This is a genomic window from Dolichospermum sp. DET69 (assembly GCA_017355425.1).
Taxonomy (GTDB): Bacteria; Cyanobacteriota; Cyanobacteriia; order Cyanobacteriales; family Nostocaceae; genus Dolichospermum.
In genome coordinates this window covers 596,794-622,137 of record CP070233.1, presented here as the reverse complement: position 1 = coordinate 622,137, position 25,344 = coordinate 596,794, and the positions used below count along the sequence as shown (strand labels likewise).

The 25,344-nt window shown below is 38.5% G+C and carries 21 protein-coding genes; 9 read left to right on the top strand and 12 right to left on the bottom strand.

Annotation, left to right across the window (positions count from 1 at the left end; genetic code table 11):
- Positions 1–209 precede the first annotated feature (209 nt).
- A complete protein-coding gene (locus EZY12_02995; GenBank protein QSX68683.1) occupies positions 210–455 on the bottom strand; it encodes a Calvin cycle protein CP12 in 246 nt (81 codons plus the stop codon).
- A 500-nt stretch (positions 456–955) separates the two neighbouring features.
- On the opposite strand from EZY12_02995, the gene EZY12_02990 reads away from it, so the two are divergent.
- The 3 genes from EZY12_02990 to EZY12_02980 are packed head-to-tail and all read left to right on the top strand — an operon-like array spanning position 956 to position 2,672.
- On the top strand, positions 956–1,432 hold the full coding sequence (locus EZY12_02990; GenBank protein QSX68682.1) for a hypothetical protein: 477 nt from the start codon (positions 956–958) through the stop codon (positions 1,430–1,432).
- A 5-nt stretch (positions 1,433–1,437) separates the two neighbouring features.
- A complete protein-coding gene (locus EZY12_02985; GenBank protein ID QSX68681.1) occupies positions 1,438–2,049 on the top strand; it encodes a DUF4935 domain-containing protein in 612 nt (203 codons plus the stop codon).
- A 44-nt stretch (positions 2,050–2,093) separates the two neighbouring features.
- The gene (locus EZY12_02980; GenBank protein QSX68680.1) at positions 2,094–2,672 is read left to right on the top strand and encodes a Uma2 family endonuclease; all 579 of its coding nucleotides are present in this window, start codon (positions 2,094–2,096) and stop codon (positions 2,670–2,672) included.
- 3 nt (positions 2,673–2,675) lie between these two features.
- Here EZY12_02980 and EZY12_02975 read toward each other — a convergent pair whose 3' ends face one another.
- Together EZY12_02975 and pgeF are read right to left on the bottom strand one after the other, a co-directional pair.
- On the bottom strand, positions 2,676–3,278 hold the full coding sequence (locus tag EZY12_02975) for a Uma2 family endonuclease (protein QSX68679.1): 603 nt from the start codon (positions 3,276–3,278) through the stop codon (positions 2,676–2,678).
- A 31-nt stretch (positions 3,279–3,309) separates the two neighbouring features.
- Entirely contained in the window at positions 3,310–4,089 is a 780-nt protein-coding gene (pgeF, locus tag EZY12_02970) for a peptidoglycan editing factor PgeF (GenBank protein ID QSX68678.1), read from the bottom strand.
- Positions 4,090–4,611: 522 nt separating this feature from the next.
- On the opposite strand from pgeF, the gene EZY12_02965 reads away from it, so the two are divergent.
- From EZY12_02965 to EZY12_02955, 3 genes are all read left to right on the top strand, one after another.
- Positions 4,612–5,424, top strand: coding sequence for a biotin--[acetyl-CoA-carboxylase] ligase (locus tag EZY12_02965; GenBank protein ID QSX70487.1), 813 nt, complete (start codon positions 4,612–4,614; stop codon positions 5,422–5,424).
- Positions 5,425–5,856: 432 nt separating this feature from the next.
- Positions 5,857–7,425 carry a M23 family metallopeptidase gene (locus EZY12_02960; protein QSX68677.1) on the top strand — a complete coding sequence of 523 codons (1,569 nt, stop codon included), beginning with the start codon at positions 5,857–5,859 and terminating at the stop codon, positions 7,423–7,425.
- Positions 7,426–7,534: 109 nt separating this feature from the next.
- Positions 7,535–7,753, top strand: a complete 219-nt coding sequence (locus EZY12_02955) for a hypothetical protein (protein QSX68676.1) — start codon at positions 7,535–7,537, stop codon at positions 7,751–7,753.
- On the opposite strand, the gene EZY12_02950 is transcribed toward EZY12_02955, so the two are convergent.
- Positions 7,707–8,375, bottom strand: a complete 669-nt coding sequence (locus EZY12_02950) for a riboflavin synthase (GenBank protein QSX68675.1) — start codon at positions 8,373–8,375, stop codon at positions 7,707–7,709. The genes EZY12_02955 and EZY12_02950 overlap by 47 nt on opposite strands.
- 695 nt (positions 8,376–9,070) lie before the next feature.
- Between EZY12_02950 and EZY12_02945 the strand changes: the two genes are divergently transcribed.
- From EZY12_02945 to EZY12_02935, 3 genes are all read left to right on the top strand, one after another.
- Complete coding sequence (locus EZY12_02945) at positions 9,071–9,565, top strand: bifunctional nuclease family protein (GenBank protein QSX68674.1); 495 nt, start codon at positions 9,071–9,073, stop codon at positions 9,563–9,565.
- A 1,211-nt stretch (positions 9,566–10,776) separates the two neighbouring features.
- Positions 10,777–15,153, top strand: a complete 4,377-nt coding sequence (locus EZY12_02940; protein QSX68673.1) for a PAS domain S-box protein — start codon at positions 10,777–10,779, stop codon at positions 15,151–15,153.
- Between the two features lie 445 nt (positions 15,154–15,598).
- Entirely contained in the window at positions 15,599–16,864 is a 1,266-nt protein-coding gene (locus EZY12_02935) for a glycoside hydrolase family 10 protein (GenBank protein ID QSX68672.1), read from the top strand.
- A gap of 161 nt (positions 16,865–17,025) precedes the next feature.
- Here the strand turns inward: EZY12_02935 and EZY12_02930 are convergent, their stop codons facing one another.
- From EZY12_02930 to EZY12_02895, 8 genes are all read right to left on the bottom strand, one after another.
- On the bottom strand, positions 17,026–17,583 hold the full coding sequence (locus tag EZY12_02930) for a Uma2 family endonuclease (GenBank protein QSX68671.1): 558 nt from the start codon (positions 17,581–17,583) through the stop codon (positions 17,026–17,028).
- A 1,110-nt stretch (positions 17,584–18,693) separates the two neighbouring features.
- Entirely contained in the window at positions 18,694–19,077 is a 384-nt protein-coding gene (locus tag EZY12_02925) for a hypothetical protein (GenBank protein ID QSX70486.1), read from the bottom strand.
- A 201-nt stretch (positions 19,078–19,278) separates the two neighbouring features.
- A complete protein-coding gene (locus EZY12_02920) occupies positions 19,279–19,884 on the bottom strand; it encodes a VWA domain-containing protein (protein QSX68670.1) in 606 nt (201 codons plus the stop codon).
- A gap of 34 nt (positions 19,885–19,918) precedes the next feature.
- Positions 19,919–20,524, bottom strand: a complete 606-nt coding sequence (locus EZY12_02915) for a VWA domain-containing protein (protein QSX68669.1) — start codon at positions 20,522–20,524, stop codon at positions 19,919–19,921.
- Positions 20,525–20,769: 245 nt separating this feature from the next.
- The gene (locus tag EZY12_02910) at positions 20,770–23,385 is read right to left on the bottom strand and encodes an HDIG domain-containing protein (protein ID QSX68668.1); all 2,616 of its coding nucleotides are present in this window, start codon (positions 23,383–23,385) and stop codon (positions 20,770–20,772) included.
- 312 nt (positions 23,386–23,697) lie between these two features.
- Complete coding sequence (locus tag EZY12_02905; GenBank protein QSX68667.1) at positions 23,698–24,594, bottom strand: ADP-ribosylglycohydrolase family protein; 897 nt, start codon at positions 24,592–24,594, stop codon at positions 23,698–23,700.
- A gap of 76 nt (positions 24,595–24,670) precedes the next feature.
- Complete coding sequence (aroQ, locus tag EZY12_02900; protein QSX68666.1) at positions 24,671–25,114, bottom strand: type II 3-dehydroquinate dehydratase; 444 nt, start codon at positions 25,112–25,114, stop codon at positions 24,671–24,673.
- A gap of 25 nt (positions 25,115–25,139) precedes the next feature.
- Positions 25,140–25,280: a hypothetical protein gene (locus EZY12_02895; protein QSX68665.1), complete on the bottom strand. Its 141-nt coding sequence runs from the start codon at positions 25,278–25,280 to the stop codon at positions 25,140–25,142.
- Positions 25,281–25,344 lie beyond the last annotated feature (64 nt).

Sequence of the window (25,344 nt, the reverse complement as noted above, 5' to 3'; positions counted from 1 at the left end):
AAAGTCAATAGAAAAATGTGTGACTGGATATTTAATAGCGTAGCGTGGCGTTAGCCATGTAAGAAAAAAGTGCGTTGGGGGGTTTGATTCAAAAGTGAAAAACGGGGAGTTTATTCCCCGTCTGCTTCCAATCCCTATACCAATGGAGTATAAAACCATTGATATTTCAGTAAATTGTCACTTATTAAAAAAAGGTACAACTGCTGGTTCTAGTCTTCGTAAAGACGGCACTCATCTGCTTCTGGATTATCATCGCAGTATTTTTCCAAAGCATTTTTAGGCTTGACTTGACGCTGGTGAGAGGCTTCAGCTTGCAATTCTTCTACAGCATCCCAAGCCGCAGCACATTCAGCGGAGTTACCACCGGAAATATCGCATACAGCCCGAGCTTGTTCAACTTCTTCTTGGATTTTTTCTTGGATGCCTGTGGTAACTTCTGTTTGGGTATTGGTCATGATTGTGTCTCTTTATGTTTTGTTTATACTAGTATAGAAAATCTGGGAAAATTGTAGTTTTCTTTCTCTGAGATAACTAGTTTTACGCTTCTTGGTGATGATTCTGGTAGGTAGTATCTTCCAAAAGGCTCTTTGCTCATTGAGAAAAGATATGTCTAGAGAATTATCCCATGAATATGATAAGCTGTTACACCTACTAACTTACATGATTTTCATTTTTAATACAGACTGGGAATATCGCTTGCAAGAATTTTATGTGTAATTTCCATTTATTATACTCGCTTGCAAGCATTATTTTATTTTGACATAAATAATTTATACACTAATTTTTCCTTGAATAATGGATTGTTCATATACAGTAAGGCTTTTAGGTCAATTTTTTATTGTACACAGCCATAATATGTATTTATCGCTAATAACCTGATAATTACAATCTAATTATTATTATAATTAATAACAAAAGATAGGTTTGTCATCCCCTTAGTTACTATGTGATAATTATGTATTATGCGGACATGGCTGTACAAGGCAAAGATCAACATTTACAGCTTTTACTTGAAGCTAAAAATAAACGTGGTACATCTAAAATTTGGGCAGCCAAAATGCGACGCAATATGTATGCTCATGGTTTACTCCCAGAAACACCTTTTTTTCTATTAGCACTCCCAGATAAGTTTTATTTGTGGAAAGATGTAGGCTTATCTACTGATTTAATAGAACCAGATTATGAAATTAATCCAGAACCTTTTCTTGAAGCTTATTATCCTAAAGCATATACTATGCCTAACGTTACGCTTACGCTATCAGAATATGACATTAGTAGCGAAGGTTTTGAACTCATACTTTCTGCTTGGCTGCATCAAATATTAACAGTACCGTCGGTTGATTTACTCCCAGCAAATATGAATTGGATAGTGAATTCAGGTTTATTTGATGCTATTCACAACGGTTACCTAAAATTGGAGGAATTAGTTTAATTGCAATGAATGTTTATGTAGAAACGAATTTTGTTTTAGAACTAGCACTGCTTCAGGAACAGCAGGAGAGTTGTCAACAATTGCTAAACTTAGCAGAAGCCGACAGAATAAATTTGATTTTACCTGCATTCAGTTTCACAGAACCTTATGAAACACTGATTCGTAGGGAAAAAAAACGCCGAAATTTATCACAAAATTTGCACCAAGAGCTTTCTCAGCTTGGACGTTCTCTACCTTATCAACAACAGGTGCGTACTTATCAAGAAATTACTGAGTTTTTAGTCAATAGTGGGAAAGAAGAAAAGGAAAGATTCCAAATAATTGTAGAAAAGTTATTAGGGATTAGTGAAATTATACCTTTAACAGTGGAGATACTAACCGCAGCTATAAAACATCAGTCTGAACTTGACTTTACACCCCAAGATGCTATTGTTTATGCTTCGATTGTTGAGCATTTAAGTAAGTCAAATGAACGCCAATGCTGTTTTATTAATAGAAACTCTAAAGACTTTGATAATCCAGATATTGCAGAAGCTTTAGATAAATATAGTTGCCGTATATTATTTAAATTTGATTCTGGATTTAGCTATATTAAAAATCAAATTGGTATTGTTTAAATAATTTACTAACTCAAATTGATACAATCCACAAGGAGATGATTATGACAGCTATTACCGTCAACTTAAACCCCATTATCCAACTTAACGAAAATCAATTTTATCAACTTTGTCGGGAAAATCCTGAAGTTAAATTTGAACGAAGTGCAGACGGAAAATTATTGATAATATCACCGACAGGAGGAATAACAGGAAATAAAAATGCTGAAATTTCAGCAGATTTTGGTATGTGGAATCGTCAAACTAAACTAGGAGTTTGTTTCGATTCTTCTACCTGTTTTAAACTTCCCAATGGTGCAAATCGTTCTCCTGATGTTGCTTGGATACAAAATGATAGATGGAATTCACTGACAGCAGAAGAACAAGAAAAGTTTCCCCCCATTGCTCCTGATTTTGTTTTAGAGTTAATGTCACCGAGCGATACTTTGCAGGAAACTCAAGCAAAAATGCAGGAATATATCAATAATGGAGTTAAATTAGGATGGTTAATTAATCGGAAAATGCGGCAAGTGGAAATTTATCGTCTTGGTAAACCAATAGAAATATTAGATTTTCCTCAAGAATTATCAGGTGAGGATATTTTACCAGGTTTTATTTTAGATATGCAAATTATCTGGGGATAGAGATTATTTATTAATTTGCTCTCGGATAATTTTCCCAAATGCAATAACGGCATCATATTGATCAGGCATAGCAATATAATGTAGTAGCAAAGCTGGATCTAAATCTGGAAAAAACCTACTCCGATTTACCTCTACATATTCTCCAGATTCTGTAAAACTGAATATTTTAATTTGATTAGATTTCCAAAACCAAATCTCTGGTATTCTCTTAGGTTTAAATAACTCTGTTCTGTTAATAGTTCCGCTGGTGACAATAACCTCAATAACGATATCGGGAATTTCCTTTTCTGTCCCAATGCTGTAAGATTCATCTGGTGTTCCCGCAGCATATCCAGGTTCTTCTAACGTGAAACCACCTCGACCATAAAAGCGGATTCCTTTCTCTCTCATGTAAACTTCTAACAAATAGCCAAGAGTTCTTTTAACTTTTTCGTGTTTTTCACCAATAGGAGCCATAATTTCTAAAATCCCTGATAAATAAGACAAGCGAACATTTTGTTTTTCATGAAGATGTGCTTCAATGCCTTTGAATTGCTCCCAAGAAACATCTTTTAGTGTCACCAATTTTTCTTCTATTACTTGATCATCTACAAGTGGCATAGTCATAACAATGCTTCCTTAAAAACTATAGATGTAATTATTTACCTGTACTGACGATTCCTGACCATTGCACCTTTTTTTCCCTTTCTCGACGATAAGAAAAGAAATGTTCGGGAGTTTGGAAAGTACAATAGGGAGCGATCGCAATTTGTTCTAAACTAATTCCTAACTGTTCCAACTGTAAAGCATTTACCCGCCGCACATCTAAACGCACCTTTCCCGGTTCTGTATCTACAAGTAAAGGTGAATTGGGTAAATCGTGTAACGCATTAACTATTTTTTCTGGTTCATTATGTGGTACAACACTACTGCCGATTTCCGCAGCCACTTCCACAGAAACTTGGTAAACTTCTCCTGCAATAGCCGGACCCATAGCCACGCGCAAATCTGCTAAATTACTACCATGAGATTGCATTCTCATAATAGCTTCCGGAATAATCTTCGCCGCAGTCCCCCGCCAACCAGCGTGTAAAGCTGCCACCTGTCCGGTTTTCACATCTCCAATCAAAACAGGTGTACAATCAGCAGAAGCTACCCACACAGCTTGTAAAGCTTGCTGACTAATTAAACCATCTGCCAATGCCAAATTATCATCACTGGTATTGACATGATCATCAACTTCCTGGGGAGTTAAAACAGTATTGCCATGTACCTGTTTTAAGCGATAAGCTAAAGCCTCTGGTTGTAGTGCCAGAGTTAGCTCATGAGGTAAGCGTGGCCAAAACTGTTGGGTAAAGAAACCATGAGACCAGGGTTTTAGAAGATTACAGGTTAGGTAAGGTAGACCTTCCCAATTGTGCCAGTGCCAAGTGTGCATCTTTAACCAAACCTAAACAGAAAATTAACAACCGTTAATCATTGACACTCTCACTGGCTTTAGCCTGTGAGATTCTGCTAACAGAATTAGATTAAGGGTTTAGCCCAATCCAATCTTGCTGCGACCGTCAAACGCCGCCTAAACGCTCAAAACAACTGCTAATCAAAGTGTCGAAATTGCGCTTACTTTTATTGTTTTCAGTGTTTTTGTGAATCCATCACTAAGCCAAGATGTGGTACGCTCCACAACCTGCCATTATTCGCTCTTTCTTGTCTTACTGCCGTTAGGACTTAAACCTAACCGTTGTTTCATAAGAGCCGGGATTTCTCCGGACTAGGATGCTTCAATACGTAGATGTTTTTTGTTCTTACTCACAATTTAATTCTAACATACCGCATGGATTAAAATCCCCCGTGTCGCTTGTATCTCACAGGCTAAGTGCCAGTGAGCTTTACGCTTACCGGATGCTCTTATAATAACTTGAACAACAGCCAAAAAAAAATTGAACTATGGTGAACTGTGGTGGAATTTAATCAGCAACTTCTGGTAGATAGCTTAAAAGCAGAATATAAGCATCAAGATATACCATTCTCTCTACATATTTTTAACACAGTATCCTCTACAAATCAAACCCTGTGGGAACTAATAGACCAAGGAGAAAAACCTAGCTCTGTGGTTATTGCCACCCAGCAAACCGCTGGCAAGGGGCAATGGGGTCGTCAATGGCAGTCTTCTACAGGGGGTCTATATCTTTCGATGGCAATAACTCCTAACTTAGAAGCTACCAGCAGTTATCAACTTACTTTAGCCAGTGCGTGGGGAATTACCGCACAATTCAGAAAATGTGGTATATCTGTAGGCATAAAATGGCCAAATGATTTAGTATTAGATGGTCGTAAGTTAGGTGGTATTTTAACGGAAACTAAGGTTAATCAAGGACAAATTACTCAAGCCGTTATTGGTGTGGGGATTAATTGGGCAAATCAAGTTCCAGAAACTGGAATTAATCTGCAATTATGGCAAAATTCCCAGAATTGTCAGATGATTCATCATCTGGAAATCTTAACCTCACAGGTTTTAATCGGAATTAAGTCCGGTATAGAGTGCCTACAGGTAGAAGGAATAAGCATACTTTTATCTCGCTACCTTGATCTACTCACAAATATGGGTGATCAGGTTTATGTCAATAATTTTTTAGGTAAAGTAGTTGGAGTAACTCAAGAGGGTAATCTGCGGTTAAAAATGGCAACTTATGATCCAAAAGCAGCTTTAACACCAGAAATTTCTGTCCAACCAGGTACAATTAGTTTGGGTTATCGTCAAACTTCTATTTAGTGATTCAGTTTGTTAAAAACTTAGTGCTTTGAGCAAAACCAATAACTGAGTGCAGCAAGTTGGGATTTAATATATAAGAGGATGTTTGATAGCTTGCGTGGTTTTAGCCATAAAGTTCTCTTGTCGGTATCAAAAGTTTTAGATCCCTCTAAATCTCCCTTAAAAAGGGAGAATTTGTTGACCGTTCCCCCTTTTTTAAGGGAGTTAGGGGGGATCTAAATGTGCCTAAAGTCACAGCGAAACACTTTATGGCTACGCCACGCTATGCCTGATGCCTCCGGCTCCCGCAGGGATACGGCACACTTCGTGAACGCTATTAAACAACCTCTAAGATTAGAGTTAATCCCACATGGTTCGACTGCGCGTTTTTGCCGAAGTTCAAAGTCCAAAATTGATTATTTATCCTTTATTACACACAACAAAAGAGAAAAAATGCCGCAGCACCATAAATCTGCCCATAAAAAATCTTACTCCGGTGGTACGAGTAAACGCTTGGCTTCTAGACTACCAGCACAAAGTCTCTGCTTATTAAGTAGTTTTAGTCTTATCGGTAGCGGGTTTGTAACTGCTCAAACAGAAACTTCATCAATAGACAACATTGTCCCCACTATTGAGAATTCTCAACCAACAGTAGTTGCAAATCCAGTTCAGAAAGAAACTATTGTTCCAGAAATAGTCAAGCAACAACCAGATTTTTCTGCCCGTCAAGCTAATCTGAGAAAGAGGCTAAATAGCAAAAGTGTTTCTGAATCAGAAAATGCTCAACCGACTGCTAGTGTAAGAATTTCTAAATCCAAAGCAGAAAATACTCAACCCGCTGCTAGTGTTAGTAAAGTTGATTCTGTAATTAAAAAACTCCCAGAAGTTTCTCAAGCAGGTAATAATTCTCAAGACATTACTAAGGATACAGAGAATAAACCCAAGGATTATAACAACGCTTATATTGATACCAATGAATACAATAGTGTGGCTGCGGAAAAATATCAACCACCTAGTTCTGTAGTGGTGACAGAACGGTCTAGCGGTTGTGGTCTAACTGTATCTATTAGACAAGATAGTTGCGCTGAAGCGAAACAAATTCCTACTGTAGCTAAGTCTAAAGAATCATCACCAACTTGGCTGAAGAAAAGTGAAATTGCTAAATTAACTCCAGTCTCTGTGCCAAATAAATTAGGCTGGAAAACTATAACTACAAACAGCAATCAAAGTGAGAATGTTGCTAAGAACATTACTGAAACTGTTGCTAGTAATGTCAGTAAAATTAGTCAACCTCAAAATAATTGGCGGATTTCCAGAACTAATACGAGCAGTCATACCAAGGCTGCCTATCATGCTAATCGCTTTATCCCCAGTCCTAGCGAGTTTAGTACAACAAAAGTGAGTTCTGCTCCTATCGCTCCCCAGGTAGGCAGTTTACCAGTACCAATGATGGAGGGTAATCTTGCCCCCCGTCCTAGTATGGTGTCTTATAACTTCGCTCTGGCATCAGTATTACCTGAAGTTCCTTATACTAATACCCTGGCCTATCGTGGCACTGTCGGTGGCGGAATGATCTTCCCTCTGGCTGCTGCTGCACCAATTACGTCTTTATTTGGCTGGCGGGTTCATCCTATCACAGGCGATCGCCGTTTTCACGCTGGTACAGACTTAGGAGCGCCCACAGGCACACCAATTTTAGCAGCAGCTAGGGGTCAAGTAGAATCTGCTAACTGGCAGGGTGGTTATGGTTTAGCTGTCACCATTAATCACAGTTCGGCGCAACAAAGTCTCTACGGGCATATGTCAGAAATCTTTGTTCAACCTGGTCAATGGGTAGAACCCGGAACTGTCATTGGTCGAGTTGGTAGCACCGGTAAATCTACTGGTCCCCACCTCCACTTTGAAATTCGTCACCTCACCCAAGATGGATGGGTTGCTGTTGACCCAGGTGTGCAGTTAGAAGGTGGCATCAGCCAGTTGGCACAAGGCACACAAGGCACAAAAACAGCCCAAGCTCAGTAATTAGGTGACAGTTGACAGTTGACAGTTGACCGTTGACCGTTGACCGTTGACCGTTGACCGTTGACAGGTGACAGGGGGCAGGGAATAGGAAACAGAGAGAATATTGATATTGTCTCTTACTTCTTGGCAGTCAACAGTCACCAGTCAACAGTCAACAGTCAACAGTCAACAGTCACCAGTCAACAGTCAACAGTCAACAGTCAACAGTCAACAGTCAACAGTCACCAGTCAACAGTCACCAGTCAACAGTCAACAGTCAACAGTCAACAGTCAACAGTCACCTATTCCTTCTCCAAATATCCATTTTCTGCTAGGAATGCAGTTGTAATTTCCTCTTGTTGATGGTGATTATTTCCAGGAGTTAGGAATTTTTCTACGTATTTACCGAGGATGTCTCCTTCCAGATTTACCCAACTACCGGCGATTAAATGACTTAAATTAGTTTCGCTATATGTGAGGGGGATGACTGCAACTGTAAATTGAGATGATTCTGATTTATATTCAGCTACGGTGAGGCTGATACCATTTACAGCAATGCTACCTTTAGGGACAATATAACGCGCGATCGCTTGTGGTGCAAGAAAGGTCATTTCCCACGAACTAGCCGTTTGTTCAGATGTAATTAACTGACCAATTCCGTCTACATGACCCATGACAAAATGACCGCCGACTTTACCACCCACCCGCAGTGACGCTTCTAAATTTACATATCTTTGTTGTGTTTCTTCTTTACCTAATGTTGTGCGGCGGAGGGTTTCTGGTGAAGCGGTGGCAATAAACCCATCCTTTAATATCTCTTCAACTGTGAGACAGACTCCATCTACTGCCACACTATCACCATAGGCTAAATCCTGAATAATCATCTCTGGCTGACTAAGATAACTAATCTGCCACGAATCTGCCGTTAAGGGTTTTATGGTTCCTAAACCTTGAATTAATCCTGTAAACACAGCTTTTGGGAAACTAATTTTATTTATTGCCTAATTTTGGCGGAAATCAACTAATAATTCTCGGAAAAAATGTAAAGCCTGTAAGTTTAATTTATTTCCCAATTCTGGTAAATGAATATTAACATATTAACATCAATCCCAAGGCATACTTGAATCATAAGATTAAAGAAGGATAAAATTATGAAGGATAAATAAATTAGTTGTTACGAGGGTATGTAATTGGCTCATTTATACCTGATCAGTAGATAGGACTTGCTGAAAGAAAGCCAAAGCGTTGATAGATAAATGTTTACAGAGTTTTATCAGCAAACAAGTGCAATATTATTGAAAATAGATGTTGAAAACCCTTGCATTTTCACTCTTCTATAACCGGATAAATTTGAGGACTCATTGGTGAACTCTTCTCTTCCTTCTTTCTTCCTTCTTCCTTCTTCCTTCTTCTTTCTTCCTTCGTGTCCTTCGTTCCTATATCCCTCCGGGACGCTCCGCGAACGTGGTTCAGTACGGGCGTATTGCTATACGCCCCTACTGACTCGGTGACTCCTAGCCCATGGCTTATGCCACGCTATCGGAGTTTAATAGAAGCATTATAGACAAGAAAATTCCTATGTTTATTTCTGTCCTAGAAAAAACTGAAGAAATGTATTACCTGCAACATAGTTCCAAGCGATTAAAGAATCTTAGAGGCTAAACCAATGATAGAAATGAAAGTCGCTGGTATAGCATTAGATGCGCTCACCCGCAGCCCGATTGTACTTCTGAAGGATGGTTCAGATCGTCGCGCTTTGCCCATTTACATCGGTCAGGAACAAGCTAGGGCAATTATGGGGGCGATGGAAAATCAAAAGCCTCCTCGACCTTTAACCCATGATCTGATTGTGAATATGTTGGAAATATGGAATATGACTTTAGATCGGGTCATTATTCATACTCTCCAAAAGGATACCTTTTATGCGGCGTTGATTCTTCAGCAAGGGGATGTCAAAAAAGAAATTGATGCTCGTCCCAGTGATGCGATAGCGATCGCTCTCAGGACAAATACCCCCATTTGGGTGATGGAAGAAGTCGTTGCTGATGCTTCTATTCCTGTAGATCGTGATGCTGATGAAGCTGAACAGGAAGCTTTCCGCGAATTTATTTCTAATCTTCGTCCTGAGGATTTAATTAAGCGCTTTGGTAATGGTGATTAAGTTGTGAATGCTGAGAATGGAGAAGAAAAAGAAAGTAGCAAAAAAGCTAAAATTTCGGCTTTTTTCTTCATACTCAACAATCATAACAAGTTGAGATTTCGCATCCTAGAAGACTCCACAAAAAAGATAATTCAATCTTGTGGGATGGGCATCTGGTTCCCTCCTGATAGATATTATTAGCAGGGACAGATGCCTGCACCACAAGAAATTTTGGGATATTTTTTTATTTGGAAGTCTCCTAGATCATCCAGGATTTCAACAGAGATAATTATAAAATACTTCCTAAGATAGATTTTTAACCATGATTATCTTCTATATCCCTATGTGCAATATTATGCTAATAGTTAGATGAGAATTATTTCAACTAGAAGTATTATTAAAGGTGTAGGATTATATTGATATTCATTGGTGTCAACTTAACGTAAAACCCATATCCTGTAAGGTATTCAAATTCCTTAGCGGTTGTTTGAAAAGTGGTATCAGGTATGATTGTTTACCCCCCTTAGTCCCCCCGACAGGTGTAGGTTTTTTACAATTGGGTTTTATGCGGGACTTGGAAGACAAGGAAGGAAAGTAGACAAGGGAGTGTGAAGAGAAAGAACCGGAAAATTCTGCCCGATATGTTCCCTATCTTCATGGGTTTTAATTCTTCTTTGTCCTTCTTCCTTGTCCACTTTCCCTCCTTGTCTGCCAAGTCTGGCCCCTATTATAAATCTCAATGTAAAAAACCTACACCTGTCAGCCTTAGTCCCCCCTTTCCAAGGCTGCGGTGTACGCACAAGTCTTACCTGTCTTAGTTTCGGCCTATTTCGTCCCCTAAATCCCCCAATTTTGGGGGACTTTGAAAATTCTTGTTCCCCCAATTTTGGGGGTTAGGGGGCGATTCAATCACTTGTGTGTACACCGCAGCTTTCCAACAGAAAATCAAGTCACCTCTCTAAAGAGAGGTGAGGGTTAGGGAGGGGTAAAATAACATTTGGTACACCAGTTCATTCATCCTCTTAGTCCACTGAGCGTGGACTTGAGCTATTAGACAGGGAATTTATTCCCACCGCGGGTGTGGAAGCCGACGGATAAGTAGGGGCGTATTGCAATACGCCCCTAATTAAAAAATACGCCCTTACTTAAGTTGACACCAATGATTGCTATTAAAGTATTAAAAATAGTAAAATCATTTTTTTCATAGCTAAGATACAGGTGCAAAAACCTCAATGTTAAATATTCATTATTTGAGGATAAAATATTTACCGACAATACTTGCACGGCTAGGGGTAGTCAAAGTTACTAGTGTAATCGCTATCTTCATTGGTAGTTTGGTAATACTAGGTTGGTATTTTGATATTGAAATTCTTAAAAAGGGCTTTCCAGGTAGTCCTGCCACAATGAAGGCGAATACAGCACTGTGTTTTTTGTTGTCTGGATTGTCCCTCTGGCTATCCCAAATCATAGCGGCTCGGAGGATAAGTTTAGGGGAAACAGAGACAGAGGTAAATAATAGGAATTCTCCCCGTCGGTATTTTCTTTATTTGTGGCTGGCTCGATTTTGTGCGGTAACAGTAACTGGAATTGGTTTACTGACCCTTATTCAATATTTGTTTGACTGGAATTTCGGTATTGACGAACTGTTATTTCCGGACTCACCAATAGTAGTGACGACATCCCATGCTGGACGGATGGGGATTAATACGGCAACAAGTTTTACGCTAATTGGTTTAGCACTATATTTCATTGTTCAGCCAAAAAAACAGCTTACCTATTGGTCTACCCAAATTTTTGCCCTCATAGTCGCTTTTATTTCCTTAGAGTCGTTGCTGGGTTATGCCTACGAACAGAAAATTCTCTATGGTGTTACCCGATATACAACATCAATGGCATTGCATACGGCACTGACTTTAATGGCGTTATCTATCGGCATTCTGTGGGCGGGTTCAAAACATGGTTTAATGCAGGTAATAACCAGTAAGAGTGATGGTGGTTTAATAGCTCGGCGTTTATTATTCCCAGCAATAACAGTACCTTTTGTTGTCGGTTGGTTAATACTTAAAGGTTTACAAGGGAGGATGTATGATCCTGTCCTTGCCATTTCACTGTTTGCTACTATTCTAATTATAATTTTTAGCGTTTTAATTTGGCAAATGGCTATGGTAATTGATCGCCTTAGTCGTCAGCGTAAAAGCACCCAAGCAGCATTGAAAGAAAATGAAGAGAAACTGCAAAGTTTCGTCAACGCTAATATTATTGGGATTTTATTTAGCAATATTGATGGGAGTATTTACCAAGGAAACGACGAATTTCTGAGAATAGTTGGTTATACACAAGAGGATTTATTAGCTGGGAGGATAAATTGGTGGAATCTGACACCACCAGAATATATAGATTTTGATGAACAAGTAATCGCTCAAGCCCAGTCTAGTGCGGATGCCAATTGTGTACCATTTAACAAAGAATATATTCGCAAAGATGGTAGTCGTGTTTCCGTGTTAGTTGGTTTTGTGTTACTGGGAGAAGAACGGGAGAAAGCAGTATGCTTTATTCTAGATTTAACGGAACAGCAAGCTGCACTTCGTCAACTCCAAGAAGCAGAAGCGGCACAACAAAAATTAGTATCCGTGATCGAAAATAGCTCAGACTTTATTGGGATAGCTACTCTTACAGGACAAGCTACTTATATCAATGAGGCGGGGCAAAAGTTGGTTGGGCTGACAAGCATGGAAGAGGTAAAGCAAAAGCAAATATCAGATTTCATCATTTCGGCAGATCAGGCATATCTACAAGAGCATATTTTACCAACTGCAATCAAAGTTGGACGTTGGCAAGGAGAATTTCGTTTCCGTAACTTTGAGACAGGCCAAGCAATACCCGTTGATTATCAACTCTTCACTATCAATGATAGAAACACAGGAGAGCCAATAGCCTTCGCTACTGTGACACGGAATATTACCGATAAAAAGCAGACTGAGGAAAAAATCCTCCAACTCAACCAAAAATTACAGCGAAAAGTCACCGAGTTACAAACTTTGTTGGACATGATTCCTATTGGTATTGGCATCGCAAAAGATCCAGAATGCAAAACTATTAACATGAATCCGGCTTTTGCCAAGTTACTAAGGATGCAGACTGATCAAAATGGCTCTCTTACTGCTCCCCCAGAAGAAAGGCCAACAAAATTTAAAGTGTTCCATGAAGGTAAAGAACTGACCGAAACAGAACTGCCCATGCAGTATTCTGCGGCTCATGGTGTAGAAATTTTGGATTTTGAAGTTGATGTTGTCTATGACGATGGCACAGTCATGACTTTGTTAGAGTCTGTCACCCCGCTATTTAGTGAAGATGGTAAAACCAGAGGATGTATCGGAGCATTCTTAGATATTACAGGGCGAAAGCAGTCCGAGAATTTGCTGCGAAATCACCAAAAATGGCTAGAGGATGTACTTAACTGGATACCGATTCCAGTAATATTTCTCGAACCAGTAACGGCGCGGGTGACATTTTCTAATCAAGCTGCTGATAAATTAGCTGGGGGTGAATTTCCCAAAAACAAACCAGCGGAAGAATATCACACTATTTACCATTGTACGGATGCCGCAGGTAATCGCATCCCTAATGAACAAATGCCAGGGGTGCGAGTGGCGCGTGGAGAAAGTTTGGTGGGAGTTGAGGTAGACTGGCATACATCTAAAGGTATTTACTCTCTTCTCATATATTCTGATGCTCTGCCAGCTATACACGGTTATCCAATAACCTGTATTATGACCTTCCAAGATGTTACTAAACTCAAACAAATTCAAAAAGATCTGTTATCAGGCTACAAAAATCTCCAGCTACTATTTAATACGGCTAACAGTCTCCTATCTACCCAGCAACCATTAGCATTGATTGACAGTATTTTTCAACAACTAGCAGAGCAGATTGATTTGGATGTTTACTTTAACTATGCGGTTGAAGGAAACTCTCAGGTGATGCGGTTAGTTTCTTATGAAGGTATTTCTGAGGAATTGGCTGAAAAAATTGAAATGCTGGAGTTTGGTCAAGGTCTGTGCGGTACTGTAGCTCAGACACTCCAGACAATTGCTTTAGATCATGTTCAGGAATCTACCGACCCAAAAACAGAGATACTCCGCTCTCTGGGAATTAAAACTTTTTATGGTTATCCGTTGATTGCTCAGGGACGACTGATTGGGACTCTTTCTTTTGGTAGTCGGAGTCTGTGTAAATTCAATGAAACTCAAAAATCTCTGATGCAAGCAGTGTGTGACCAAATAGCGATCGCTAAGGATAGAGCTAATTTGATCGCTTCCTTACAGGTACAAACTGAGGAGTTACGGGATGCTAACCGGATGAAAGATGAGTTTTTGGCGGTTTTATCCCATGAATTGCGATCGCCTCTCAATGCCATAGTCGGCTGGTCTCATCTACTACAGATTCGCAAGTTCAGCGAAGATCAGATGGCACAAGGTTTAGAAACTATAGAGCGCAATGCGAAGATGCAAAACCAGCTAATTGATGATCTGTTGGATATTTCGCGCATCACTAGAGGCAAGTTGAAGTTTAATCCTCGGAATTGCGATTTAGTTCCCATCATTAAGTTAGCAATTGATACTGTCTCCCTAGCTGCCCAAGCGAAGGAAATCAATTTGCACTTTTACCCCTATTCTGAAGAGTCTGGGGAGTTGGGAACCCAAACAAGGCAGTTAGCCTCTTCTGTGATTGTTTCCGGTGATAGCGATCGCTTACAACAGATTATCTGGAATTTGTTAATCAATGCTATCAAGTTCACACCCCAAGGCGGTAATGTAGAAATCAGACTAAATAAGACTGGGATTTGCAGCCCAGAGCTAAAAAGTGATCATCCTCAATTGACAAAATATGCTGAAATTCAAGTAATTGACGACGGAGTTGGGATTACTGCTGATTTCCTCCCCTACGTCTTTGATCGCTTTCGTCAAGCTGATAGTTCCAGCACTAGGTCTTATGGTGGACTAGGACTGGGATTATCACTCGTGCGCCATTTAACAGAAATGCATGGTGGTACTGTTGATGTCGAAAGTTTAGGTGAAAATCAAGGATCAACATTTACAGTCAAAATACCACTCCTAGAAGCAAGCAGAAATGCCCAGGAGCAAAAGTTTGAGGGAGAAACAGAAAAATCTCCTTCTGTCTTGCTGGGTTCTTCAGCCTGTTTGCCAATACTTGAAGGCGTAAAAGTGTTAGTTGTAGATGACGAAGCTGATAGTCGTGAATTTATTGCTATGGTACTCAAAGAATGTCAAGCAGAAGTTACAGCAGTGACATCTGTGCCAGAAGCATTGCAAATGCTGATCCAATGGCAACCTGATGTTTTAGTTAGTGATATTGGGATGCCAGGAGAAGATGGTTACTCTTTAATTCGTAAAGTGCGATCGCTATCTCCACAAAAAGGCGGAAATATTCCCGCAGCCGCATTAACAGCTTATGCAGGTGTAGAAGATAGAATGCGAGCTATCCAGACAGGCTTTCAGTTGTATTTGCCTAAGCCCATTGAACCAGAGGAATTGGCTACAGTTGTGGCTAGTTTGGTGAAACACAATGTGCTAAGTCCGGATTTATAAACGGTTGTGTAGAAGAATTTTGCAAAACAGGCACTACTTTGGATTAAATCCGTCAAATATCTTGATTTTATTCAAAAATATCAAACGGTAGGGGCAATCCCCCCGTGGTTGCCCTGAAACGATAGGGGCAATCCCCCCCTGACAGGTGTAGGTTTTTTACAATTGGGTGAGGACAGGACTTGGAAGACAAGGCAGACAAGGTGACAAGGGAGGAAAACCGGACAAGAAATGGATGATTGGTCATAAAACAAACCATAAATTGGGTATTTTATGGATAAAATCTTCCTTGTCTACTATCCCTCCTTGTCTTCCTGGTCTTGCCTTTACAGAGAATATTAAAAACCTACACCTGTCAGGCAATCCCCCCGTGGTTGCCCTCAAACGGTAGGGGCAATCCCCCCGTGGTTGCCCCTCTCCTTCTTCAATACAATGGTTTCAAATTAAAATGAAATTCAATTTCCATAAATTTAGTTCTCAGAAACTACTGAAAAAGTTATTTCTGCCTTTGTTTTTAATTTCCCTACTCATGGTTTTTTGGGAAAACAGCTTTATACCGGTTATCGCACAAGAAGGATCACGTCAAGAAATTCGTGGTGTGTGGATGACAAATAATGATCTGAATATTCTTAGAGATAGGACTAAAGTTCAGGAAGCAGTAATCCAACTGCAAAAACTCAATTTTAACACTATCTATCCTGTAGTTTGGAATTCTGGTTATGTCATGTATCCTAGTGCTGTAGCCAAGCGGTTAGAAATTCAACCATTTGTATTTCAAGGACTAGATGGACATGATATTCTTGCCGATTTAATTGATAAATCTCATCGGCAAAATTTACTGGTAATTCCCTGGTTTGAATTTGGGTTTATGGTTCCTCCCAGTTCAGAATTAGCCATGAATAAACCAGAATGGCTCACACAAAAAAAAGATGGTAGTAAACTATCTGTTGGTGCTGCTGGTGAGGTTTCTTGGTTAAATCCATTTCATCCACAAGTACAACAGTTTATTAGCGATTTACTTGTAGAACTTACAAACAAATATAATCTTGATGGTATCCAATTTGATGATCATATGAGTTTACCTTCTGAATTTGGCTACGATAAATATACAGTTGCCTTATATCAACAAGAAACCCAAAAAACTCCACCAAGTGATCCTCAAGATCCAGAATGGATAAATTGGCGGGCCAATAAGATTACAGATTTTATGGTGAGACTTAACCAAACAGTTAAACAGATAAAACCGAAAATGATTTTCTCTGTCTCTCCTAATTACTATGATTATGCCTATAAATTTCACCTTCAAGATTGGTTAAATTGGGTGAGATTAGATATAGTAGATGAGTTAATTGTGCAAGTTTATCGGGAGAATTTAGATCATTTTATTGATAAACTTTCCCGTCCAGAAATGGCAGAAGTAAAACAAAAAATTCCAGCGGGAATCGGTATCATGGCAGGTTTAAGAACTAAACCCGTATCAATTCAACAGATTCAATCTCAAGTTCGTGCTGCCCAACAACGGGGACTCGGTGTAGCTTTTTTCTATTATGAAAGTCTTTGGAATACTGCACCAGAACCATTAAAAGAACGTTTGGCTGGATTTCAAAGTTTATTTCCATATCCTGCATTAAGAACGGTTGTAGAGTCTGGGAAAGGGGCAATAAATCCAGAAGGGGAAACGAATCTAACTGTGACTGACAAAATACCATTTTAATATGTCATTTGATTGATTTTTTATTGAGATTAGGACTTACGCATTGACAAAAATATCAAATATTTATGGCTGTAGAAACCACATTTATCGGAGGGGTTTAGCAGTGATCACTGGTGTCAACTTAGCCCAAAAATGCCTTATCTGTAGGCTTCTACACCCTCTTAAGGAATACCAGCTTGGTTGAAAATTTGTTCAGCAGAAATTACCAAACCTGGAAAAAGAGCATCTTCTAAACTATCTGTACCGTGCTTAGTTTGTGGACGGACATCAGGATAAAATATAGTTACAGTTTTCGATTTAGGATCTATTACCCAAACTCTCATCACATCAGCATCAAGATAATCACTAGCTTTAGCACTCATCTCTCCAAAAGATTGATCAGGTGATATAATTTCAATTACTAAATCTGGGGGAATTGGACAAGCTTCATTTTCAATCACATCACTAGAAAAACGAGCATAAGAAATATATAATAAGTCTGGTACAGGAACCCAATCCTGACCACGCTTTTTTAAAATAACCGCCCATTCTACTCCAACTTCACCTTTATTCTCTGCCCATTGGGTGAGAATTATACACAATGCAATAGTTAATCTGGAATGGAATCTTTTTGGTGACATTTTTGGTTTTGCTTCCCCATTAACTAATTCATAAGTGATATCCTCTTCGGGAAGATTCAGAAACTCTTGTAATGTCAGTTGATGTTTAATAGAAATCATAACTAACTTTCTTTTTGGCAATGATTACATGATATCTTAAATAAATAAGATTTTGTTTGTCTGAATCAGGATATATGCCTAACGCCACACTTCGCTATCAGGATTTAAGGATTAACAGGATTTTAATTCCTAATTATCTGAATTTTTTGTCTGCATCAGGATACCCAGGATTTAAGGATTAACAGGATTTTAATTCCTAATTATCTGAATTTTTTGTCTGAATCAGGATACCCAGGATTTAAGGATTAACAGGATTTTAATTCCTAATTATCTGAATTTTTTGTCTGCATCAGGATACCCAGGATTTAAGGATTAACAGGATTTTAATTCCTAATTATCTGAATTTTTTGTCTGCATCAGGATACCCAGGATTTAAGGATTAACAGGATTTTAATTCCTAATTATCTGAATTTTTTGTCTGCATCAGGATACCCAGGATTTAAGGATTAACAGGATTTTAATTCCTAATTATCTGAATTTTTTGTCTGAATCAGGATACCCAGGATTTAAGGATTAACAGGATTGATAATAGATATTTTATTAATTACCCATTACCAATAACTAACCTCAAGTAGATAACTAGTGGTCTGTCAAGAACTAATTGACGGGTTCATTCGTTGCCATTTTGATTCTTCCTTCTTCCTTCTTCCTTCGTGTCCTTCGTTCCTATATCCCTCCGGGACGCTCCGCGAACGTGGTTCGTTTCTTATCCGTCAAAATTTACTTGACAGACTACTAGTACAGTACGGCGTAAGTTAATGAACCATTCCGAATCAGTGAAAAGCTTATGCTGTATTCATTCTAAATTCTAAATTCTAAATTCCGCCTTGCGGTACTAGCAACTTAATTTAATAGGCTCTACAGATCCCCTTGTGATCAAACATCCTTTTTATATATCTAAAACCATTGGTGTACAAGGGTTTCATCTAAATTAATAGACCACAAATAGAAGAAGAATTAATTACCGTTAAGTTGACACCAATGAGCAGTTCTAAACCCCTACCCCAAGGTTGATTTATCGGTAATAATAGAATTGGTTGCAGCCTGAAATCAGGTATTTTAGTAAAGGCATATCATAATTGATTTGTACAGTGCGTAAGTCCTAGAGATTTAGGAATTAGTTTGTAAATAATCAATTGCGGCTGCTAATTTATCAGGATAACCTTCAGCAAATCTTTCAAACCATAATCCTTCTGATGATAATGGATCTAACTTAGCTAACCATTGTTTAGCAGGTTTTTCTAGGGCTTTTTTTTGTTCAGCTTGAAGTTTGGCTTGACGAATTTTCTCCTGTGTTAATTCTTCTTTTTTTCGCAGTTGTTCAGCCGCATCTTGTTCTGCTAAATCAGCTTTAACATCTGCTAATAATTTATCTACAAATACATCAGACTTAGTAGCAGGTGAATGTATAAATTGAATTGGGGGTAAATTATTCTGTAATCCTGTTTTATTTTCAGCAAAATCAGCTTGTACTTCTGATAGCAACTTATCTATAAATACATCTGATTTTATTGTCGGTGAAATCAATTTAACTGGGGCTAAATTATTCTGTTGTGCTGTGGTTTTTGCTTCTGTATATTCAGTTTTAATTTCAGATAAAAGCTTATCAATAGAATCCATATCTATAATTCCTTAAAAAATATATTACCATCGAAGTTTGGTGGGCAATGCCCACCAAACCCTACCCATTAATCATTAATCATTAATCGCATTAAGTAAAACTTCTGATAAACTCATATCTTCCATATCATCCATTGTGATAGTGTCGCAAATATCAAACTTAGCACCTGCACTTTGTAGTTCATCATCCAAGATTTTCAAAAAGCGGGTAGCTTGAGGATCATTACCAACCTGAATAAAGGAAATAGCCAATTCTTCATCTTTATCCAGACGACGAGAAGCTTCAATAATGACCTTCATTACTGCTTTGCGATCATCTGGTTCACCATCAGTAACTACTAAAATTGTTTCTCCATTCGGTTTATTTGTACCGGAGGCTTTGCGTTGTAGATAATCATCAGTAGCGTGTTTTAAAACACCAGCTAAATCTGTTGTTCCCGAAGGATCATTTTCTGTGAAAATCTGTAATACTTTGGCAGATGTAACATTTTCATAACGTTTAAATCTCCCAGAAAACAAGTAAATAGTAATGCCATCTGGATCAAATTGTTCACATTTACTTGCTAAGGCAAAAGTAGATTCTTGTGCTGTTGCCCATCTAGTTCTCCCACCTTTTTGATCTGGGGTAGCCATGCTACCGCTTTTATCAATAATTAAGGTGTAATCACGGTTTTCTAGCATGACTAAACTCTCCAGATATTAGTGTTTTTGTTAATTAATCAGTGATGGCATTCATTAAAACATCAGCCAAACTCATATCTTCTAAATCATCTAAAGTAATGGTGTCACAAATATCAAATTTTGCCCCAACACCTTCTAATTGATCATCTAAGGCTTTGAGAAATTTGGTTGCTTGCGGATCTGAACCAACTTGAATCATGGAAATTCCTAATTCTTCATCTTTTTCCATTTGTTGGGTAGCACGGATGATGATTTCAAATACGGCTTTGCGATCATCTGGTTCCCCGTCAGTAATAACTAAAATGGTTTCTCCATTAAGTTTTGTTGTCCCAGCGGTTTTGCGTTGAAAGTAGTTATTCAGGGCATCTTGGAGTACACTTCCTAAGTTAGTCGTACCTGCTGGATCATTTTCCTGAAATATCTGGGCTACTTTGGCAGCAGTAACATTTTCATAACGTTTAAATTTGCCGGAAAAAACGTAAACTGTAATGCCATCAGGATCAAATTCTTCACACTTTCTGGCTAAAGCAATGGTAGATTCTTCGGCTATCTTCCATCTACTTCTACCACCCACTTGATCTGGTGTGGACATACTGCCACTTTTGTCAATAATTAAGGTATAATCTCTATCGCTCATCATAATTGCCCTATTGTTATTTTTCTATCTCTATTTTAACTGTTGAGTATGAATACAGCATTATCAATAGTAATATTTTTTAAAGGCAAGAGCCAAGAGGCACAGTATACTGCAAACGGTTTATAATTTAACCAAATATGGAACCTCTCTCCCAACCTCTCCCCGCAACGGGGAGAGGCTTTGAGCCTGTTCGTTATATTATAAAAAAGTCCAAGTTCTAGCCGTTTTGAGGATAAAGTAATTAATTGTTAATTACTAGTTTTGGACTTAGGGTAAGCAATGCGTTTGTGATGAAATTGTTGCCAAACATCTACAAAGATTTGGGCAATTTTTGGCATTTCTTCTCTTGTCAATCCTGAATCTATTAATTGTTCATCTTGCCATTTTGCTTTGAGAATATTATTCAGCATATTTAATGCTTTTTCTGGAGTTGCATCTTTAAGACTTCTTAATGCGGCTTCACAAGAATCTGCTAACATAACGATTCCTGTTTCCCGTGATTGGGGTATAGGTCCATCATAACAAAAATCGGCTTTATCTACGATGATATGCGGATTTTCTTGAGCTATTTGTTGTGCTTGGTGATAAAAATAGGCGATCGCCATTGTTCCTTGATGTTCGGGAATAAAAGCCTGAATTGCCGTTGGTAAACTGTGTTTCTTGGCCATTACTAACCCTTCCGTAACGTGCTTTTTAATTAGTCTTGCACTTTCCCAAGGATCTTTAATTTCTGTTTCATGTTTATTAGGACTACCAATTTGATTTTCAATAAATCCTAGAGGATCGTGCATTTTCCCAATATCATGATATAGAGTTCCAGCCCTAACTAACTCTACATTACATCCCAATTGTTTAGCCGCAGCTTCCGCTAAAGTTGCCACTAATAAAGTATGTTGAAAAGTTCCTGGAGTTTCTGTAGCTAGTCGCTTTAATAATGGGCGGTTGGGGTTAGCTAATTCCGCCAACCGGATGGGGGTAATGACATCAAATAGTGTTTCTAAATAAGGACTTAAACCCAAAGCCACAACACTCCAAGATAAGCCAGAGACAGCAAATAAACCTGCTTCTTGGAGAACATACCAACCTGAACCAAATACCCCACCAGTGAGAATTTTTAATAATAAGAATACCCCACCTTGGGTTAAGGCAGTGATAACACCTAATAATGCTAGTTCTTCACGCGATCGCAATCTATGCGCTACATAACTACTTAACATTCCTCCCGCAGCCCCAGCCAGCAATACCAAAATATTTGTATCGGTGGTAATCGGTAGTACCAACGACAATAGCCCCACCACTGTTATCCCTATAGTTGGGCCATAGAAACTGCCTAATAATAAACCAATAGCGCTCCATGTAGTATAGGGTAAACTCATTGCTAATACTCCGGGAACACTGATGGTAAGTAGTAAAACTAATAGGCGATCGCGTTGTCGCAAATAGTTATGACTTTTTCTTTCTAACCAAACAAAAATTCCAATTACTAGCGTAATAAGTATGGAAACAACTGTTAAACCCATCCAATTCACTTGGCGGAAAATCAGGCGATAATGTTCTAATACCTGAAATTTCCTGATTGTAATTTTTTCTCCTTTACTAACAATTATCTCTCCTTTTTCTACCTGCATCATTACAGATGGTATTTTATTGGCTACCAGTTCACCTTGTTGTTTAGTTTGTGCTTCATCTTGTTTAATATTTGGCTTTAGTACGGCTAATAATACATTTTTTGCTAATGGTTCAGCTTCACTAGGTACAGATAATTCTACTTGCAAACTAACTGCATCATTCAAAATAGTTTTAGGTAATCCAGCAGATATACCTTGGGCAAGAATTCGCTCGGCAATTTTATGAATTCCAGTTTGTGTTTTTAACCAATCATTATCAGTTAAATCTAAAATAATAGGTTCTATATAAATTTTTTTTACTTGTCCAGTTTCTAGTTGTGATGCTTTCTTAATAGCTTGATTATATCCTTGCCTAACTTGTGATATTTGATTAATCAGTTCTAAAAAATCAGATTCTGATGCAGTAAATTGATCAGCTTCCAGTTCTGATAATGCTTGAATAAAAGATGCTTCATCACTATGATTTCCATAACTAGGCAAAGGTAATCCTGGAAAATTTGATGAATTAGAGAGTTTTTTGCCATTTATTAAACTTTGCGGCAGTAACAACAATTTTGAACTTTGTTTTTTTAAATTCTGTTTTCTATTATTTTCTAAAGTTCCTGTGATTTTCTGCCATTCCGATTCAGGAAAAGTCCTAAGATAACGTTGAGTAGAAATTGATAACCGTGAAGTGTCAGCAAAGGGAAAAGTACCAACTATCCCCCGCAATTGATTACTTTTATCGAAAATTTCTTCTAAATACTCATTGATTTCCTCATTTATTTGGTTATCAATCATCAAAATTGGCGCAGATCTATCTATAGCATTTTGTCGTTGCTGTTCTGTCTCCTGTCGATCTTCAATATGATCCGAATAGGGAGCAATAAATGTTTGGAAAGCAATATTATCAACTTTCATTCTTGGTTGATTATATAAGTCATGACCCACTACACTTGTTAGTGATAATATGGCCAACACCAAAATTAGTGAGGCGCGTTTTTGGTGTACCCATCTGAAAATAACTTTATCAATACCACTGGTTTTTCTAACTAATTTAACAGTTGATTTTTGTGTCTGTCCCCGTTTTCCTTGTTTTCCCTGGTGACTATGTGCTGATAAATACAGAAGTAGATTATTGAAAAAATTCCTATGCAGTTTCTGTTGACACTTTCCTTCACAAAATAGGATTTTATACTGTCGCTGCCATTGCCTTAATTGCTGACTCAAGGAATGCAAAAATTGCTGCGTTTTCATCTTTCCTGCCGCGAAATACCCCAAATATGGCTAATGCCTCCGGCACGCTATCGTGAACGCCGCCCAAGCTGCATAACAACTTCAGGAGGGATAGCGGTTCGCATTTTAACCCTTTTAGGATTAAATACTACAGTCTCCAAGTGTCCGGTACAATTAACCGCCTGCTTCGCTGAATTAGAGGACTTCACAAAAAAGATGATCCAATCTTGTGGGATGGGCATCCTGCCCGTCCTGATATTATTAGCAGGCTGTTTGGCCTGCACCACAAGAAATTTTGGCATATTTTTTTATTTGGAAGTCTCTTAAATTATTTCAGCGTCTACGGATAATATGAGGAGCTGCAAAAATAGTATATCTTGTCTCTACAAATTTGCCACAATCATTACTAAAGTTATAAACTCCAGACCACACCGCCATCATTGTATCGGCTAATTTTAATATTTGGGTAAAATTCTCAAGTCCCCAGGCTGGGGAGTTAGTGACTGAGGGGGAAATTTGCCAATTTACAGGTATACCAACTGTAGTGTTATATGACCCCGATAATACTCCAGCGATCGCACCTGTAACATTTTGATTGGCAAAATCGTGATTTTGATTAGCTCGTAATACAGTTAGGGGAAAGTCTTCTAGGGTACTCAGAAAGCAGTAAAAAGCTAAACCAATATTACTAGTTAATTTTTCTGCACTGCTTAATTCCCTTCGTGCTGTTTCTAGTCCCGCACCTTTTTTTAATAAGTCATTGACTTTTATTAATTGTTGTGGTAAAGAAGTTGATGTTTGATCTAAAAAACTAACCATTTCAGAAATGAGGCTATGGGGGTTAAGTTTTTCATTGAGGGATTGAGCGATCGCATATCCTATGATTAAACTAGCATCTCTTACCACTGGCTCATTTTGCCAATTCCATATTTTTTGCACTTCTAGGATATTTTCTCGCATTTTCCCAGTATCTTCATGAAAAAATATCGCCACTGGTAATGTAGCGAGAATTATTTGTCCCCAGGAGTTAATATTTGTTTCTAATTTAATATTTGCTTGTTGTTGACGCTTTAACCAGTCATCTACATCCAACTTGCCTAAACTGATTAAACTTTCCGTACCTAAAACGGCAATTTTACCCAAATTAAAACTATTCGGTTTAGCTAAACTCTCTCCTAAAAAAGCTCCTAGAAAAGCACCCCTAACCCGATTAACGAGAGAATAACGCATAATTCATCCTTGGTAATTGGTAATTATTTCCTAATTTCCTGTTACCTATTACCCATTACTCATTACCCATTACCTATTACTGCCGTAAATGATACACTAGTGCTTGTAAGCCTAATAGATAACTTTGAGCGCCAAAGCCACTTATTTGACCAATTACCACTGGTGCGATATAAGAATGATGGCGGAAATCTTCCCGACGATAAATATTACTCAGATGTACTTCAACAGTAGGTAAATTAACAGCAGCGATCGCATCTCGCAAAGCTACACTAGTATGAGTGTAAGCTCCAGCATTAATGACAATTCCCTGATTTTTGCCTAATGCTCCGTGAATAGCATCTACTAAAACCCCTTCATGATTTGACTGCACAGACGACACTTTCGCTTGTAGTTCCATAGCTTTGGACTCTAACAAGCGATTAATTTCTGCCAAGGTTAAAGAACCATAAATGCCGGGTTCTCTGAGTCCTAGCAAATTTAGATTTGGACCGTGCAGCACCAGAATACTTAAAGCTGGCAAATTCAACCCTCACACCTTCAAGATTTTAACGACGGCCCATAGAACGTTCATGGACAGGAATCGGAATCAGTTCCGGTTCCGGCTCAGTTTCTGGACCTAGCAGGCTATCAATTAACTTCCGCGCTAATTCTTTTAGCTTTTCCAGCAGCTTTTCTATATAATCCATTAAACTGACCGCTCCTGAGATACTACCTCAATTTTATTTAACCGGGTCGCAAAAACCGGCATAT

What these genes read in the sequence shown, in the direction of transcription:
- EZY12_02910 (QSX68668.1), bottom strand. Translation starts at nt 23,385, where the DNA reads ATGAAAACGCAGCAATTTTTGCATTCCTTGAGTCAGCAATTAAGGCAA.
- EZY12_02980 (QSX68680.1), top strand. Translation starts at nt 2,094, where the DNA reads ATGACAGCTATTACCGTCAACTTAAACCCCATTATCCAACTTAACGAA.
- EZY12_02940 (QSX68673.1), top strand. Translation starts at nt 10,777, where the DNA reads ATGTTAAATATTCATTATTTGAGGATAAAATATTTACCGACAATACTT.
- EZY12_02995 (QSX68683.1), bottom strand. Translation starts at nt 455, where the DNA reads ATGACCAATACCCAAACAGAAGTTACCACAGGCATCCAAGAAAAAATC.
- EZY12_02960 (QSX68677.1), top strand. Translation starts at nt 5,857, where the DNA reads ATGCCGCAGCACCATAAATCTGCCCATAAAAAATCTTACTCCGGTGGT.
- EZY12_02945 (QSX68674.1), top strand. Translation starts at nt 9,071, where the DNA reads ATGATAGAAATGAAAGTCGCTGGTATAGCATTAGATGCGCTCACCCGC.
- EZY12_02905 (QSX68667.1), bottom strand. Translation starts at nt 24,594, where the DNA reads ATGCGTTATTCTCTCGTTAATCGGGTTAGGGGTGCTTTTCTAGGAGCT.
- EZY12_02920 (QSX68670.1), bottom strand. Translation starts at nt 19,884, where the DNA reads ATGCTAGAAAACCGTGATTACACCTTAATTATTGATAAAAGCGGTAGC.
- EZY12_02895 (QSX68665.1), bottom strand. Translation starts at nt 25,280, where the DNA reads ATGGATTATATAGAAAAGCTGCTGGAAAAGCTAAAAGAATTAGCGCGG.
- EZY12_02985 (QSX68681.1), top strand. Translation starts at nt 1,438, where the DNA reads ATGAATGTTTATGTAGAAACGAATTTTGTTTTAGAACTAGCACTGCTT.
- EZY12_02975 (QSX68679.1), bottom strand. Translation starts at nt 3,278, where the DNA reads ATGACTATGCCACTTGTAGATGATCAAGTAATAGAAGAAAAATTGGTG.
- EZY12_02915 (QSX68669.1), bottom strand. Translation starts at nt 20,524, where the DNA reads ATGATGAGCGATAGAGATTATACCTTAATTATTGACAAAAGTGGCAGT.
- EZY12_02935 (QSX68672.1), top strand. Translation starts at nt 15,599, where the DNA reads ATGAAATTCAATTTCCATAAATTTAGTTCTCAGAAACTACTGAAAAAG.
- pgeF (QSX68678.1), bottom strand. Translation starts at nt 4,089, where the DNA reads ATGCACACTTGGCACTGGCACAATTGGGAAGGTCTACCTTACCTAACC.
- EZY12_02990 (QSX68682.1), top strand. Translation starts at nt 956, where the DNA reads ATGTATTATGCGGACATGGCTGTACAAGGCAAAGATCAACATTTACAG.
- EZY12_02930 (QSX68671.1), bottom strand. Translation starts at nt 17,583, where the DNA reads ATGATTTCTATTAAACATCAACTGACATTACAAGAGTTTCTGAATCTT.